The organism is Bacillus mycoides, from assembly GCF_001757995.1.
GTDB classification, from domain to species: domain Bacteria; phylum Bacillota; class Bacilli; order Bacillales; family Bacillaceae_G; genus Bacillus_A; species Bacillus_A mycoides_B.
Window position 1 is genome coordinate 1 of record NZ_LXLV01000071.1, and the last position, 16,463, is coordinate 16,463.

At 34.1% G+C, this 16,463-nt stretch carries 15 protein-coding genes; all 15 read right to left on the reverse strand.

Translation table 11 applies throughout. From position 1 onward, the window contains the following. On the reverse strand, positions 1-646 hold a 646-nt coding region (locus BWGOE10_RS26005; RefSeq protein ID WP_131798984.1), incomplete at its 3' end, for an efflux RND transporter periplasmic adaptor subunit. A gap of 242 nt (positions 647-888) precedes the next feature. Further along, the gene (locus BWGOE10_RS26010; protein ID WP_070145539.1) at positions 889-2,223 is read right to left on the reverse strand and encodes an MFS transporter; all 1,335 of its coding nucleotides are present in this window, start codon (positions 2,221-2,223) and stop codon (positions 889-891) included. A 19-nt stretch (positions 2,224-2,242) separates the two neighbouring features. Beyond that, entirely contained in the window at positions 2,243-3,277 is a 1,035-nt protein-coding gene (locus BWGOE10_RS26015; protein WP_001225622.1) for an ABC transporter substrate-binding protein, read from the reverse strand. Then, entirely contained in the window at positions 3,274-4,056 is a 783-nt protein-coding gene (locus BWGOE10_RS26020) for a DUF3919 family protein (RefSeq protein ID WP_000826651.1), read from the reverse strand. The genes BWGOE10_RS26015 and BWGOE10_RS26020 overlap by 4 nt, the downstream gene beginning before the upstream one ends. Before the next feature lie 66 nt (positions 4,057-4,122). Then, entirely contained in the window at positions 4,123-5,553 is a 1,431-nt protein-coding gene (locus BWGOE10_RS26025; protein ID WP_070145540.1) for a sensor histidine kinase, read from the reverse strand. A gap of 11 nt (positions 5,554-5,564) precedes the next feature. Further along, positions 5,565-6,236, reverse strand: coding sequence for a response regulator transcription factor (locus tag BWGOE10_RS26030; RefSeq protein WP_002184613.1), 672 nt, complete (start codon positions 6,234-6,236; stop codon positions 5,565-5,567). Positions 6,237-6,356: 120 nt separating this feature from the next. Continuing rightward, positions 6,357-7,349, reverse strand: coding sequence for a UDP-glucose 4-epimerase GalE (gene galE, locus BWGOE10_RS26035; protein ID WP_070145541.1), 993 nt, complete (start codon positions 7,347-7,349; stop codon positions 6,357-6,359). Between the two features lie 143 nt (positions 7,350-7,492). Continuing rightward, positions 7,493-8,398 (reverse strand): LytR family transcriptional regulator, encoded by a 906-nt coding sequence (locus BWGOE10_RS26040; RefSeq protein ID WP_070145542.1) that lies wholly within the window; start codon positions 8,396-8,398, stop codon positions 7,493-7,495. Between the two features lie 171 nt (positions 8,399-8,569). Next, on the reverse strand, positions 8,570-9,595 hold the full coding sequence (locus BWGOE10_RS26045) for an SDR family NAD(P)-dependent oxidoreductase (RefSeq protein WP_070145543.1): 1,026 nt from the start codon (positions 9,593-9,595) through the stop codon (positions 8,570-8,572). Next, positions 9,573-10,946: a UDP-glucose dehydrogenase family protein gene (locus BWGOE10_RS26050; protein ID WP_070145544.1), complete on the reverse strand. Its 1,374-nt coding sequence runs from the start codon at positions 10,944-10,946 to the stop codon at positions 9,573-9,575. The genes BWGOE10_RS26045 and BWGOE10_RS26050 overlap by 23 nt, the downstream gene beginning before the upstream one ends. 169 nt (positions 10,947-11,115) lie before the next feature. Beyond that, positions 11,116-11,688 carry an acyltransferase gene (locus BWGOE10_RS26055; protein WP_070145545.1) on the reverse strand — a complete coding sequence of 191 codons (573 nt, stop codon included), beginning with the start codon at positions 11,686-11,688 and terminating at the stop codon, positions 11,116-11,118. After that, positions 11,685-12,581 carry a glycosyltransferase family 2 protein gene (locus BWGOE10_RS26060; RefSeq protein WP_070145546.1) on the reverse strand — a complete coding sequence of 299 codons (897 nt, stop codon included), beginning with the start codon at positions 12,579-12,581 and terminating at the stop codon, positions 11,685-11,687. Before BWGOE10_RS26060 ends, BWGOE10_RS26055 begins: the two co-directional genes overlap by 4 nt. Then, complete coding sequence (locus BWGOE10_RS26065; protein ID WP_070145547.1) at positions 12,581-13,756, reverse strand: glycosyltransferase family 4 protein; 1,176 nt, start codon at positions 13,754-13,756, stop codon at positions 12,581-12,583. Before BWGOE10_RS26065 ends, BWGOE10_RS26060 begins: the two co-directional genes overlap by 1 nt. Continuing rightward, positions 13,753-15,201, reverse strand: coding sequence for a hypothetical protein (locus tag BWGOE10_RS26070; RefSeq protein WP_070145548.1), 1,449 nt, complete (start codon positions 15,199-15,201; stop codon positions 13,753-13,755). The genes BWGOE10_RS26065 and BWGOE10_RS26070 overlap by 4 nt, the downstream gene beginning before the upstream one ends. Further along, positions 15,188-16,447 (reverse strand): oligosaccharide flippase family protein, encoded by a 1,260-nt coding sequence (locus BWGOE10_RS26075; RefSeq protein WP_070145549.1) that lies wholly within the window; start codon positions 16,445-16,447, stop codon positions 15,188-15,190. The genes BWGOE10_RS26070 and BWGOE10_RS26075 overlap by 14 nt, the downstream gene beginning before the upstream one ends. Between the last annotated feature and the right edge of the window lie 16 nt (positions 16,448-16,463).

Genomic DNA, 16,463 nt, shown 5'->3' on the forward strand with positions numbered 1-16,463 from the left:
GGGATGAACTTTGCGCTGCATCTTTATCTAACTTCTGTACAACACCAGCAAAATTACTATAAATCGTAAGTTCTTTCTGTTTTTTATTTAACTCTTCTTTTTGTAACTTTCCTTTTTCCTTCTCAAGGTCAGTTGTTTTTTGTGTCATTTCTAATTCACTTACTTGCTCTTCCATTGGGTCTGTTACTTCTTTCCCAGCCCCGCTATCTTTCACCTTCTTAATTTCTTTCTTCAACGAATCAATCTTCTTTTTCCCTTGATCATAACGCATATCAGCCATCTTCTGATCAAGCTCAGCTTGCTTCATTTGCAGATTAATTTCTTCATTATCATAAGAGAATAATTTCGTTCCCTTTTCTACCTCTTGTCCTTCTTTCACTTCAATATCTTTCACTTTTCCTTTAGTCGGATCTGCATAGAAACTTTCAATATTCCCTGGCTTCACCTGACCAGAAATTAATTTCGTATTATTAAGCTTACGCTCTGTCACTTTCTCAAAACTTACAGCATCTGTCTTCGCTGTGCCTTTCTTCTTACCTTGCATAATAAAAATATTAACTGCTGCCACAATAACAATTAGTGCAATAACCCCGATAATAATCCATTTCTTCTTCTTGTTTGGAGTACGAACCGTATTTGGTAACATAGTCTCTCTCCCTTTATAAATTAATAGTTTAATAAACAGCACAATTATATAAAACTTTCTGAAAAATAATTGTATATTATTACAATCTTTTTACAAAGTTTTACACATTTATTTATATTGTAACAAAAACTCCAATGATTAGAAATATGACATCTTATCTTTTAAGATAGTTTTAAGGAAAGATTATATTATATAGAAAAAGCCATCCAAAATAACAATTGGATAGCTTTTCAAACAAAATATTACGCCGCTTTAGGATCTTTTCTCTCATGTCCACGTTGAACGATGAACAAGAAGACTGTTGATAAAATTGCACCTGTTAATAGTAAGATAAAGCAACCATCCCAGCCAGAACGATCAACAATAACACCAATTGCTGCGTTTGCTACAAGACTTCCGCCCACATAACCGAACAGACCACACATACCAACTGTCGTACCTACTGCAAATTTCGGTACTAATTCCATCGCACTTAAACCGATTAAGAACTGTGGTACGTAAATTAAACATCCGATAATAGAAACTGCAATACTTACAACAAGTACGCTAGTTGCTTGCCAATATACAAACGTACCAATAACAACTCCAACCATACTAATAATACACAATGGCATACGTTTCCCTTTAAATAATTTATCACTTAAAAGACCAACAATTAATGAACTTGGAATTGCCATACCTTCAAAGATTGCGTATGCTGCATGTGCTTCATTTTTTGAAAAACCTTTAACTGTCGTTAAATAAAGTGGAACCCAGTTAATAACACCGAAACGAATTAAATAAACAAATGCATTCGCAATACATAAGAACCATACAAATTTATTTTTCACTACGTATTTCATTAAAATTTCTTTTGGTGACATCTTGTTAGCATTATCTGCTTTTTCAAGATTTTCATAGTCATTACGATACTCATCAATCGGAGGAAGACCTTCCGATTCTGGTGTATCCTTCGCATTAATCCAAACAAGAACTGAAATTACCATTGCGATAATAGCTGGGAAAATAAACACGCCGCCTTGCCAATGGTTTTCACCGAAAATACCTACACCGATTCCGACAAGTGGTGGTACAAGCATTCCGCCAACGTTATGTGAAATATTCCAAATACCTGTTTTCGTACCACGCTCTTTCTTCGAGAACCATTTTGTCATAACGATACTACAAGGTGGTGCTCCCATACCTTGTACAATACCGTTCAGGACAAGTAATGTAACAATCATTCCAAATGAATTTGCAAATCCGAAGCAGATATTTACAAGCCCTGATAAGAATAATCCGACTGCGATAAAGCGCTGGGCAAAAGCTTTATCTGATAAATTCCCCATAAAAAACTTACTAAATCCATAAACAATTGCCATTACTGAACCTAGTAGTCCAATTTGAGCTGTACTAAAACCATATTCTTGTACTAAATACGTACTTGATAACGTAAAGTTACTACGAACTAAATAATAAGCAGCATACCCAACTGAAATTCCAATTAGTACACGAATACGCAGTAATGTATATACTTTAGCGATCATATCCGCTGGTAATCTCTCAATTGCAGGTGCTGGCTTAAGCCATTTAAACATATTTTTTCGTCTCCTTTTCTCACTTTTGAGAGAGACGCTGTCTATTCCATATCTCGATTATTCCACTATTTGATATATTTTGGTTCGTCCTTCTAACTGGCTGGCCTTCTATTTCTTTCTCGTTCTTCGCAAACATCGTTGGTACACCAAACGACACTTTTTCTAGAATATGCCCCGCTTCTTCTGATAAACAATAATCAATAAATAAATCCGCAATAATACCACTCGGCGCACGTTTTAGTTTTGAAATCGCATTGACAGACAAACCTGTTTGCTCAGGTTCGTTACTTAAAATAGGAAAGCCTCGTTTTTGAAGCATTCTCTGATCTCCCATAAAATTGATGCCTATCATATATTCACCACTTGCCACAAGTTCTGCTGGTATGTAACCATTCACTGTTACTTCTCCAACCTGTCCTGCAAGATGCTTCACATACGCCTTCGCTTCCTCTTCACCTAAAGTATCAATAAGTGATTGAAAAAACGTATATGCAGTACCCGAAACATTTGGATCTGGCATAACAATCTTTCCAGTGTACGCAGAGTTTAATAAATCTTGCCACCTGGATGGATACGGTAGACCGAGCGGTGCTATTTCTTCGTTCCACCGCTCTTTATTAATTGCGATTGCCAATTTCTCTACTTCGTAACCGTACCAATAACCATCTTTATCTTTAACAGTTTTTGAAATACGATTCGCATGCTGGCTCGTCACAGGAATAGACAGATCTTTTTGCTTCATCATTTGATGTGCATCTACTGTACCGCCAATAATAATATCCGCTTTCGGATTTCCAGATTCCTCTTCCACTCTTCGAAGAAGTTCTTCTGTCGAAAGACGAATAAATTCATACGTACATCCTCGCGGTTTACAAAATGATGAAAGCAATGCCTCACCAACTTCCTCGCGGGCCGCTACATATGCAACAAGATGACGATCATCCAAAATAGGGAGACCACTTTTATTATATTTAATAGAGGTTGTATCTCGAGAGCAACTAGACATCGCTCCTCCAATTACTAGCAAAAAGAAGAAAAAGGCTATCTTTCTCATGACGCATTCTCCTTTACGAATAACTCTGCTAGAGAGCCTTTCATATACATGACATTCCCGTTATTATCACCGAGGTATTGCACAACAAAGTACGATGGATACACAGAAATCGTAAGAATATCCTCTCGCTCATTCTTTACACGCTTGCCTGTTTTATAGGCAGTAATATAAGCAATCGGTTCATTCTGTGATTGTAATAATTTCTGAATTTCTCCGTAATCTGTAATTTGCTTTGCGTATCGAATAGAATCAAATATTTGCGTAAGATCTATAGTACGTATTACATCCCCCTGCCTCACTACAACTTCCTTTGCCTCCGCAAAGAAATTACTAATGCGCTCTGGTGTATAATACAGACTTAACAAATACGTTTGCAATGCTGAGATCATCGGATCCGTACCATTCTTTCCGTATACATTAGCCTCATACTGGAACAAGTCACCTACTGCAAAAGTACGTTTATGTCCATTCAAGTACGTTACTTCTCCAGTAAATACTTGTTCTTGATTCCTCGCTTCTCTCGGTTCTACTCGAATTCGGTCAAAGAATGAAACAATCGTATGCAAACGAACTTCATCCGTTACAACAATTTCTCCCCACTTCTCATGCCTTACTTTCACTTCAGTAGGAAGGGATTCATTCACTCTTTGTAAAACGGCTTGTTTGTCATCCACAATCGTGATTCGATTATATATTTGCTTCTCAATAACATAAAACAAAATAAGAGAAACGATCATACAAAAGACAAACACAAGAATTTGAAATGATAGCCTTTTCATTTCTGCCTACCTCCAAGATAAAAAAACGTTGTTTCGAAAATACCGCATAATTGTTTCATAAATGTATCATTTAACCGCTTTCAAGTTTTTTATGTCTTCCATCCGTCTTGGGAGCAAAAATGTCATACATATTGTAGTTCCCATTTCTTCACTACTCTCAATTCGCATACTCCCGCCTTGCTTCTTCATAATCTCCTGACAAATGTATAAACCATAGCCATTCCCGTAACTAGAAGGAAGCACCTTACCTTCCGGAGACTCATTCCACTCTGCAAGCACACCTTCATCCATACCAATACCATCATCATGAACAAAAACCTTTGCTTCCTGCTCATTTATAATTACATTCATACGAACTCGCGTAGCATCACTATATTTAATCGCATTATCAAGCACATTCAAGAAAATTTGCTTCGTCTTATCAAAATCCGCAACGACGTGTACTTCCATTAACTCATTCATAACTTCAATTTCAAACTGCCGCAACCTGAGTTTCACAATCGAAACTGCTTCTTCCGCCAATTCCTTTATATTCACGACTGTAGGTGACACTTCAAACGTACTCTTCCCGTACTTTGAAGACTTAAGTAATTCCTCTACAAGTGATAATAGACGCTCACTTTCTACAGCCACATAACGGAGACTCTCCTGCACATCCTCCTTAGATTGTAACTTCGGAATTAAATCTACATAACCGATAATCGCTGTTAACGGTGTTTTCAACTCATGCGTAATTCGATCTAAGAAATCTTTCTGTTTCTCTTTCTCTTCCTTCAACTGTTTAATATGTAGTTCAATTCCATCAGCCATCGCATTAAAGGACGCTGAAAGCTGCGCAATTTCCACATACTCATTTAACTCAATCTTACTTTCATAATCTCCATTCGCAAGCCGATGCGCCATTTGCCTTAACTGATCAATTGGTTTATGAAGAGACTTCGCCAAACGAATCGCAAAGAAAATACCGGCGGCCACTAAGCAAAGAGATGTCATTAAAAACGTCCAACTCACATTCGTTAAAACTTCCTTCTCATCCGTTAGCTCATTTATGAAACGAATGCTTCCAATGACATCGTTTCCATAATAAACCGGACTTGAAAACAAAAGAATTGGAGCGGGGTCTCCCTCCTCAAAAACATAAGACTTCTTTCCCTTCAAAGAACTCTCAATGTCGATATTTCGATGAAGTAATGCTCCCTTTTGTGTATCTGCAACAACATCTCCATTCTTCCCAATCATCTGTACCCGGACATCCATTCGCTTCGCTAAATAAGAAGCGATTAAAAGTGAATTAGGACCTAGCGTCTCTACTTCTGCTTCCTTCTCTAAATAATTCATCGTATAAATTTGCGCTTCCACACTTAACTTTTCTAAGGAATCTGCCGCATTATGATACACATTCTTCTCCAGTGCAATATAAACAACCGCATACAAAAGAACAAGAATTGGAATCAACAATCCAACTATTCCAAACACCATATTTCGTTTTAAAGACATATCATCACCTTTTAGCAATCAAGCTTATATCCAACACCATAAATCGTCTTAATATGCTCCCCACTATTCCCGAGTTTCTTTCGAAGTCTTTGCACCATAATATCAACCGCTCTCGTATTTCCGATATACTCAAATCCCCATACTTTCTCAAGCAACTCATCTCTCATGAACACACGCTGAGGATTCGAAACAAACAACTGACATAAATTAAACTCTCGATACGTTAACTGAATTTCTTGCCCACTCACATGTACCTTTCTTTCCTTTGGACAAATTACCAATTCCCCTGCTCGGATCACCTCATGAGTAGAAGACACTTCCTCCTTCCTCACACGCCGACTCATATTTTTCACACGAAGAATAAGCTCCGCATAATTAAAAGGCTTCGTCACATAATCGTCCGCACCAAGCTGCAAGCCAAGCAATTTATCATTCATCTGACTCTTTGCTGTCAGCATAAGCACTGGGATATCACGATCCTTCTCTCGGAATAAACGTAATAACTCATACCCATCCGTATCAGGAAGCATCACATCTAAAATGAGTACATCCGGCTGCTCGTTCCATCTCTCTAAAGCTTCTCTCCCATCAGCTGCCGTCAATACTTCATATCCTTCCATCTCTAACTGCATCCGAATTAAATTGCGGATACTCGATTCATCATCAACTACAAGTATTTTCATCCTCTTCCTCCTTCCATCCTGTATTATAGTACAGTTTAGTATAGCAAAAATCATACAAAAAAAGAGAGGGTATTGTCGAACATATATTGAACGACGATACCCTCTCTTTTTCATTTCTACTTACTTCTCATAGCCATGAGGTTTCTCCTGATGCCAATTCCACGCGTGTTCAATAATTGTTTTAACCTCTACATACTGTGGATTCCATCCTAATTTCTCTTTCGCCTTTTGTGAAGAAGCAACTAGACGTGCTGGATCTCCCGCTCTTCTTGGTGCTACTTCTGCTGGGATTTCATGATTCGTAACTTCACGAACAGCTTCAACGATTTCTTTAACACTGAAACCATTACCATTTCCTAAGTTATAGAAATCACTTTCCCCGCCTTTTTGTAAATCTTTAAGACCAAGGAAATGAGCTGCTACTAAATCTTCGACATGAATATAATCGCGAATACAAGTACCATCTGGTGTATTATAGTCTTCGCCAAACATCATAATCTTCTCACGTTGTCCTAAAGCTACTTGTAAAACTAAAGGAATAAGATGCGTCTCGGGACGGTGATCTTCACCAATAATACCGTTTGGCGTTGCACCAGCTACATTAAAGTATCTGAAAATCTTATACTTTAAATTAGAAGCTTGGCTATACCAATGAAGCATCTTTTCAATCGCTAACTTCGTCTCTCCATACGTATTCGTTGGATTTGTTACCGTCTCTTCATTAATAAGATCAACATCTACCTCACCGTAAGTTGCTGCAGTAGAAGAGAAGATAAACTTATCTACTTTGAACTCATCCATTACTTCTAGCAAGCAAAGTGCACCATACACATTATTATTATAATATTGAAGAGGTTTCTCCATACTAACGCCAACTAAAGAATCAGCTGCAAAATGCATAACCGCCTCAATATTTTCTTGTTTAAAAACATCTCTTAGAAAACCTTTATCACGAAGATCTCCTTTATAAAACTTTGCCCCCTCTGTAATCGCATCTTCATGCCCAGTTTGTAAATTATCAACTACTACTACAGATAGGCCTTCATCTATTAATTTTTTTACAGCGTGAGAACCGATGTAACCAGCTCCACCGCATACTAAAATTGAACTCATGTTCTTCCTCCTGCTCATATGTTAGAATCTTATAGTTACTTCCCTTCATCTCGTCTAATAGTCTTACATTATATAATACTAATATAAAAACAAAAAATAAACCCAACTCTTTCCAAAAGAGTTGGGTTTATCCGTATTATTACTTATTTTAGCTCAAGATTTGCTTTTAATTTATTTGTTAAATCTTGCTTCGCTGCGTCCGGAACATAGTAATACCAAATACCGTCAGCTGCTTTATGTCCGTCACCTGGGATTTGAATATCTTCACTATTTTGCAAGCAATTCTTATAATTCTTTTGCATATCAAACATTTGATCTTGTGTTAAGTTTGTTTTCACGTTCTTTTGGATTGCTGTAAGTACATCTCCATAATTTGCTAAAGAAGATAAGTTTGCACCTTTTTTAATAACTGCTTGCATCACTTGGCGTTGACGCATTTGACGACCGAAGTCACCACGTGGATCTTCTTTACGCATACGAGTATACACTAAAGCTTGATCACCTGTTAAATGAATATTCCCTTTTTGGAAGTGCTTTCCTTCAAGAGAGAATTCTAAATCATTATTTACATCAACACCGCCCACAGCATCAACAATATCCTTAAATCCTTCCATATTAACTTCTATGTAGTAATTAATAGGCACACCTAAGAATTTTTCAACTGTTGCGACAGACATATCTACTCCGCCAAACGCATAAGCGTGGTTAATTTTATCACTTTTTCCTTTACCGACAATTTCCGTATACGTATCACGAGGGATACTTAACGTCTTCATAGAATTGTTTTTCGGATTTAAAGTAATAACCATTAAAGAGTCAGAACGTCCTTTATCTTCACCGCGTTCATCTGCACCTAGTAATAGGATTGAAACAGGTTCAGATTTATTGATTTTTTCTTCTTGTTTATTATTTTGATCACGCTTTAAAGGTTTATGAACTTCATCTAATGTTTTTGAAACAGAAGAATATATATTATAAGCGTAGACTCCTCCACCTATAATTAATACTCCTATGATTCCTAATATCCAAAATAGGATTTTCTTTTTCATTATTATAGACCTCTTCTTTCCATCATTCTGAATAAATATCCGGATAATAAAAGTATCAATTTAGTCTCTTATACTAAGAATGACATTCTATAACCAGTATATCAAAGTATATTCTATCTTAAGTAACCTAAACCTTTGATGGATTTTCCTTTCCCAAAAGCATAATCAATATTATTTCACTTTATAATACTCTACATACCAATTAGCAAACTCCTGTAAGCCTTTTTCTATAGAAGTTTCAGGTTTAAAATCTACAGCCTTCTGTAATAAATCAGTTGATGCATAAGTAGCTGGTACATCTCCTGGTTTGATAGGCTCAAATACCTTTTCAAATGCAACTTCTCTTCCTAAAGCTTTACCTAGCGCTTTCTCTAATGTTTCGATAAACACCATTAGTTTTTCAGGATTATTATTTCCAATATTGAATACTTTATGTTCAACATCACCTTTAGGTGGATTACTCAAAAGACGTTGGATTCCTTCAACGATATCATCTATATAAGTAAAATCACGATATAGGTCATTTTCAAAATCACCGTTATTAAATATTTTGATTGAATCACCAGCAAAATACTTATCAGTAAAACCAAAGTAAGCCATATCTGGACGTCCCATTGGACCATACACCGTAAAGAAGCGAAGCCCAGTAGCAGGAATCTTATACAAATGACTATACGTATGAGCCATTAGTTCATTTGATTTCTTAGTAGATGCGTAAAGTGATACTGGGTTATCTACAAAATCTGTTTCCTCAAAAGGAACCTTTTTATTTGCTCCATACACAGAACTAGATGATGCATATACAAGATGATCAACTAGGTAATGTCTACATGCTTCGAGAACATTATAAAAACCAATAATATTACTTTGAATATATACATCTGGATTTTCAATTGAATATCTCACACCAGCTTGTGCAGCTAAATTCACTACAATATTTGGCTTGTACTCTTCAAAGATCTTAGTAATCATATCCTTATCAGAAATATCCCCTTTAATGAAGGTAAATTTCTCATATGGCTTAAGTTGCTCCAAACGAGCATATTTAAGATTCACATCATAATAATCATTTATATTATCAACACCTATTACTTTGCAACCTTGCTCTAGTAATTTTTTAGATAAGAAGTATCCTACAAAACCAGCGGCTCCAGTAATAAGGTATATTTTATTTTTATCTAGAGGCTTGTAAATCACTGTTATTCAACTCCTTCATGCGATCTCTATTTGTTGATTTTCTACCAATAGAATGATATTCTATGCCTGCTTCTTGCATTGCTTGCACATCATAAATGTTTCTACCATCATAAATTAGAGGTGTTCGCATTAATGTTTTATAAATTTCTGGAGTTAATGCCTTCACTTCTCCCCATTCTGTGAAAATAAAGCAGACGTTTGCACCTTCTAAAGCTTGTTCAATATCCGTAGCATATGTGATATTACCGTTCTTATTTTTTCCCTCTGGATACACTTTAGCAAAGTTATTCGCACCTACTGGATCAAATGCATAAATATCTGCGCCTTGCTCTAACAGTAGAGGAATATTTTCAAGAGATGCAGCTTCTCTTAAATCATCTGTACCAGGTTTAAATGTCAATCCTAATACCACCACTTTAAGACCGTTAAAAGTAATTAATCTTTGACTCGCTTTTTTGTATAATAGAGTCTTTTGATCTTTATTTACATCACTGGCAGCTTTTATCGTTCTTAATTCATAACCGTTTTGTCTCGCTAAGTACTCTAATGCTTTAGTATCTTTAGGGAAGCATGATCCTCCAAACCCAATACCTGCATTTAAAAATTTGCTTCCAATACGCTCATCAAAGCTCATACCTTTTGCAACATCTTGAATATCCGCACCAACTAACTCACAAAGATTAGCAATATCATTCATATAAGAAATCTTAAGAGCTAGGAAATCATTAGAAGCATATTTAATCATCTCTGCTGATCTTCTATTTACTGAAACGATAGGTAAATGGAATGGTTTATACAGATCCATTAACACTTTTTCAGCCCATTTACTTTCTGTACCAATAACAATTCTTTCTGCATATAGCGTATCATGAACCGCAGATCCTTGAGCTAAAAATTCTGGATTTGATGCCACTTCTACTTTCACATCATTAACTAAAAAGTCCTGAATAAACTGCTCTACTTTGTCATTTGTTCCAATTGGGACGGTTGATTTTACAACAATAAGGCAATCCTTTTCTACACTTTCAGCAATTTGTTTTGCAACAGTTGCAATATATGAAAGATTTGCAGAACCGTCAGCTTGTTCTGGAGTTCCTACACCAATAAAAATCGCATCTGCATCTTTATATACTGATTTATAATCAGTTGTATAATTAATTCTGCCAGCAGCATAATTTTTTTGCATTAATTCCTCTAAACCAGCTTCATAGATTGGTGAAACACCTGATTTCATTAAATCTACTTTCTTTTCATCAATATCAACACAAGTTACTTGATGCCCAACTTCAGCAAAACATACACCTGCTACTAGACCAACATAACCTGTTCCTGCTACCGCTATCTTGTACATATTTACCTTCCTCTTCATATGTTAATTAACAATTCTATATTCCTCAATAATATAGAAGCGACAAGCATTATACTATTTTATATTATTGCCCCAATATTCATTTCATAAAAAATAAATAGGGGTACTTCATAAATAAAATCTCATAATTTAGTATCCCACTAAAATAAAACTAAATCTCTTTTATCTTTTTAGCTGGTACCCCAACATATAATGAATCTTTATTGATCTTTCCCTTAACAATCGAACCAGCACCAATAACAACATTATTTTCAATAATCGTTCCTGATAAAACCCTTACCCCTGCCCCTAACCAAACATTAGAGCCTATACTAATGGGATTAGAGATTACTGGATTATCTCTGTATATAGTTCCAGATGTATAATCATGTTCAAAGGAAACAATCGTACAATTATGTGCAATCGAAACATCTTTTTGTATTTCTACTCCACCAGTAGCGTCAATATAACATAAAGGGTGAAAACTAACATTATCTCCTACTACTAAATTTTCTAGCTTAAAGAAATATACTCCAGGTCCAATTAAAACATTCTCCCCACAAGATTTACATAAAACCTTAAATATAGTATATCTTATGCCTAATCCTAAATATCCTGGCAAGTTTCGATTTAACACTAATAAAGAATACAATACTTTCCTTGGAAACAAACTCCAAATTCCTATCACTATTCTAAAAAAAAATTGGAATTTCTTTGCTTTTTCTCTTCCTCTCAACTTTTTCAAGCCCTTCCCGTTAAATAATTAATAATATCCCGTTTTACTTTATTTTTGTTTGCACCATACCTAAATCTCCAAATAAACAAAGCAAGCATTCTACAAGGGACTGGATAAACCCTATATTTATTAATAATTTTTGGTATTGGATGATTATTTTCTTTTAAAATATTGAACAATATAATTCTTGCCAAATCCTTATTTAAAATTTTCCCCATCCTTTTTTTCATAGATACCTTTTGTATAGACGAACTTGTATTATTCTGATGTCTCCTATAACACATTAAAGGTTCCTTAAAAGCATAACCTTTATTATAAGCCAATAATAATTGTATTAAGGCAAAATCTTCTCCCTGAATTAAGGTAGGAAATCCACCCACCTTAATAAAATCATCTTTCCTTACAATAAGGCTACTAGTAGGCACTGAATGAATACGAAAATTCCAATCAAAATCTACTATTTTTGGCGGTAAAGTGTATAAATCGAATAATTTTTCATGATTCTCCAAAATTATACTATCTACTTCAATATCATCATGTATTATTAAGCCGTTTGAAAATACAAAAGAAATATCCTGTTCCTCTTTAAAAATTCCCATTTGTTTTTCAAGTTTATTAGGAAACCAAATATCATCAGCATCAAGAAAAGCAATAAAATCTCCGGTAGCAATATTTACACCTTTATTTCTTGCACTAGAAGCTCCACTATTTTTTTGAGTAACATATTTAAATCTTTCCTTATTATTTTCTAACCACTCTAGCGTCCCATCCGTTGACCCATCATCTATAATGATAATTTCTTTGTTTGTATATGTTTGGTTTTCTACACTTTTCACCGCAAATTCTATTAATCGTCCTGGATTATAACTTGGTATTATAATACTAACCAATGGCTCTTTCATCAATCTCCATCCACCTTAAAAGCTTCTTTAAATTCATTAAAGTAGTTTATTTTTTTCTCTTTTAAAATGTCCTCTCTATAATTCTTAATCTCATTAATTCCTAAATTAGAAAGTTCACTTAGTAAAGAAGGAGATTCCATTAATCTTCTAATTGCTTGAGCTAATGTCTTATAGTCACCAACAGGAGCTATACACTCTTTAGGCAAAATTTCAATTGATCCAGAAACCTCTGTTGATACTACCGGTAATCCCCTAGCTAACGATTCAAGTACTACCCTTGGCATACCTTCTGTAAGAGAAGATAGAACAAATAAATCATTTTGATCATATAAACTAAAAAGTTCCTCCCCCCATGGTACAAAACCATGGAATTTTACATATTTTTCTAGTTCCAACTCTTTTACAAACTGTTTTAATTCTGATTCAAGGGGACCCTTCCCCACCACATTTAATTGAATATTATAATTAAAGTTTTTTATAATAAAATGAAGCGCCTTTATTAAAGTTCTTTGATCCTTATAAGGACTTAAATTACCTACATTAATTATTTTAAAAGGTTCTGAAGTTTGCTCCCAAACCCTTGGTGTTTTAATAAAGGAATCTGGTAATCTTAAATCACTTATTACTGCTGCTTTAATTATATTTTTTGGCGCATATCTTTCTTTTAAAGTATCAGAAACATAAATACATCCGTATGCCCCTTCAAGATGCCTCATATGCATTTTTAGAAAAATTTGCTTTACAAACTTGGCAAAAGGAATACCTCTAGCTTTTAAAAAGCCTTCGTGCATTGATTGCTCGCCTCTACTTTCAACAACATAAGGCTTTTTATATTTTTTTAAAGCACTGAACGCTAACTCCGCTTCAAATGATGGGCTATGCAATATCCCACCATCTAATGATTTAACTAATAAATTAATCTTATTTCTCACCTTTATTATACCAATTGCATCCTTTTTCTTAATAGCAGATGAGTCAATAAACTTGACATTCTTATTATCAGCTCTTTTACATCCAGTTGGAAGCTCATTTACTTTTTTTAATGGAGCTAAGACAAAAATTTCATCAAAACTTTTAAGATATTCATCCCACATCGTATTATTATATGATGTCGTTGTCCAAACCCCATCTTCACTTTCATAGTATTGTGAACTTATAGCAAAAATTATTTTCATGTATTAAACCTCTTTTTCTTAAATTTCATATATATTATTAATGGAAAGATTAAAAACAAATCCTTTGCAACATGCCATAATATTAACCTTGAATCGTGCAGTAAAAATTCCGCACCAAATGTAACTAACAAACCTGCTACAACCGGTGTAATACCCCCAAATTTATTTCTATTTATTACTTCATTTATAACTTCTAGGAAATAGCCAAATATAATTGCTAAAGTCCATATCCCTAAAAATCCAAAGTTCACATAACTTTCTGCCCAGAATCCTCCTATTTTTGCTGTAGTAGGCCTATATTGTTCATAAAATCCTCTACCAGATTCTGCATCATGAGACAAAGCAATCATACCCGGGGGCTTATTAGATACAATCCAACTAGGTAACATAGTTAAAGCAGCATCAACATAAGTCTTTCCATGCTGGTAATCAATATTACCATTGGGTTGCAATTCCTTATAATATAACATCCAAATGTAATAGCGCCCTAAATCTGTAGCAATTGTGTAACCAGGTGTCAATTGTTCATATTGGTTTTGAATAGACTTTCGGTAATTACTATCTACCAAATAATCGGTATTATATTCCGCATACTTGAATAACTTATATTGTGTAAGTAATGGTATTAATATAATTGTAATTACTATTAACTTTGTAATATTAAATTTTTTATTTAAATAATTTACATAGATATGTAATCCCCAAAATGCATAAACTAGAATAAAGAACCTGCTACCTCTATCTAAGTTAAATAAAGAAATTAAGACCACAATAACTAGTAAATATATTAGCCCCAGAAACTTTACGTTTTTATCTTTCTTAGCAACTTTACTAGCCCAGTTAAAATATAAAAATATTAACCCTACACTAAAAAAATCATTTAAAACATAAAGGGTACCCGTTAATACACCTAAGCCTATCCCTGACTCTATAATCATATTTGCACTAAAACCAACCAGTATATAAACAAAAGCGATGAAAGAAATATTAGGTACTTTTATTTCTTCATTCTTAAAAGCTTCTTTTTTTATTCTCCATTTAATATTTTTTCTAATATAGCTCCCAAAATAAAACAATGGTATCACCGGTAATGAAGTCCAAGCAATAATAGCTATTAGGTTTGTAAAATCAGATGGTAAATTATTCGCAATCGGCTGATGCGTTATTAGATGGTACAATGGAGAATAGATAAAAATTAGTATCGAAGCATACGTAAAAATAGCCCAAATATCCAAAGTGGGTACCTTATGAAAAATTATTAATATTATTCTTCGAATGATAAATAAAGCTGTAATTGCAATCGGGATTAAAGCAACTACTTCATTGGTGCTAAAAAACAAAAGTGATACTGAACTAAGTATTACAAGTAGAGCTACGAGTAATACATTAATTAATAGTGGAAATGAAATTACATTCCCACTATTTCTCATTTTACTGTGTTTCATAACTTACTTTCCTTTCACTTTCTTTATTCACTCTTAAAATTATTACAAATCTTCCAATCGCAGTAATACAAGAGCCTACAAGTAATGTAACAGCAGCACCGTATAATCCCCATATCGGGATTAACAAAAATGCACAAATACATGTTGCAATTAACATGAAAATAAGTTGAGGTAACTCATTCTTATAAGTTTTAGTAGCAATAGTTGCGTATCCCATAAACTCAGCAGGATATCTAAAAATAGTCGCTGCCATTAAAAGAGTTAAAAGCGAAGAATATTCGAGATAATCTGATCCAAAAAGAATATACAATAAGAACTCTCCAAGATAAAAGGTCAATAATGTACTTACCAGGCCTAACATCAAGCCAAAGACAACTAGTTTATTAAATAATTTATTAAAATCACTTTTTGACTCCCGATCACTATAACGAGATAATTTATTGCAAAACGACTGCCCTATCGCCCCAACGAGGGTATTTCCCGCTATCATTAGATACGAGAGGGCTGTAAAATAACCTAATTGTTCTGTATCAGTATAATAAGTAATAAAATATCTAGTTATATTTGTATTTAATGAATATAGAAGTGAGATAATCCCCAAAGGTAACAGAGCCCTATATAAATAACTAACCTTTTTCATATCATCAGGTAATTTCAAGTAATCTTTAATATTTCTCTTCTTATTCATATTAATTTTAGAAATATCATATATTAAAAGCGTTACTAACCATGATAATCCTATACTAAGAGTGGCCAATAAAATATCTCTTGTGAAATAGTAAAAAATAAAAAACAAAAAAGTTGATGAAATACCTTTTATAAAATTTGAAAATCCTACTTCATGAAGCTTTTCTTGTTGTTGCAAAATACCATAAACTAATTCGGAAACTAATTGAACATTTTTTGCTAACAAGTAGATAAATACTAATTGTGTTACGTCAGAACTAGCTTTTGTAATAAAACAAATACCTAAGGATATTATAGTTGCTAATATTACATTTAAAATTACAATTTCAATATACGCAGATGAGTTACTTTCTTCACTAGTAACTTTATTTCTAATTTGCATCGTAAAAAACATGTATACAGGACCTGTAATCGCTAGCATTAACCCAAACTCTCCTACAACTTCAGCATTACCTAGTCTCGCCAATATTATTATTATTAAAAATTGTGATGCCATAAAAAATGCTGATCCCATAAAAACCGATATAACCTTAAGTAACATAGACTTAGAATTAATCATAATATCATATAACCCT

Coding starts and splice junctions, on each gene's coding strand:
- BWGOE10_RS26010 (WP_070145539.1), bottom strand. CDS start 2,223: ATGTTTAAATGGCTTAAGCCAGCACCTGCAATTGAGAGATTACCAGCG.
- BWGOE10_RS26015 (WP_001225622.1), bottom strand. CDS start 3,277: ATGAGAAAGATAGCCTTTTTCTTCTTTTTGCTAGTAATTGGAGGAGCG.
- BWGOE10_RS26020 (WP_000826651.1), bottom strand. CDS start 4,056: ATGAAAAGGCTATCATTTCAAATTCTTGTGTTTGTCTTTTGTATGATC.
- BWGOE10_RS26025 (WP_070145540.1), bottom strand. CDS start 5,553: ATGTCTTTAAAACGAAATATGGTGTTTGGAATAGTTGGATTGTTGATT.
- BWGOE10_RS26030 (WP_002184613.1), bottom strand. CDS start 6,236: ATGAAAATACTTGTAGTTGATGATGAATCGAGTATCCGCAATTTAATT.
- galE (WP_070145541.1), bottom strand. CDS start 7,349: ATGAGTTCAATTTTAGTATGCGGTGGAGCTGGTTACATCGGTTCTCAC.
- BWGOE10_RS26040 (WP_070145542.1), bottom strand. CDS start 8,398: ATGAAAAAGAAAATCCTATTTTGGATATTAGGAATCATAGGAGTATTA.
- BWGOE10_RS26050 (WP_070145544.1), bottom strand. CDS start 10,946: ATGTACAAGATAGCGGTAGCAGGAACAGGTTATGTTGGTCTAGTAGCA.
- BWGOE10_RS26060 (WP_070145546.1), bottom strand. CDS start 12,581: ATGAAAGAGCCATTGGTTAGTATTATAATACCAAGTTATAATCCAGGA.
- BWGOE10_RS26065 (WP_070145547.1), bottom strand. CDS start 13,756: ATGAAAATAATTTTTGCTATAAGTTCACAATACTATGAAAGTGAAGAT.
- BWGOE10_RS26070 (WP_070145548.1), bottom strand. CDS start 15,201: ATGAAACACAGTAAAATGAGAAATAGTGGGAATGTAATTTCATTTCCA.
- BWGOE10_RS26075 (WP_070145549.1), bottom strand. CDS start 16,447: ATGATTAATTCTAAGTCTATGTTACTTAAGGTTATATCGGTTTTTATG.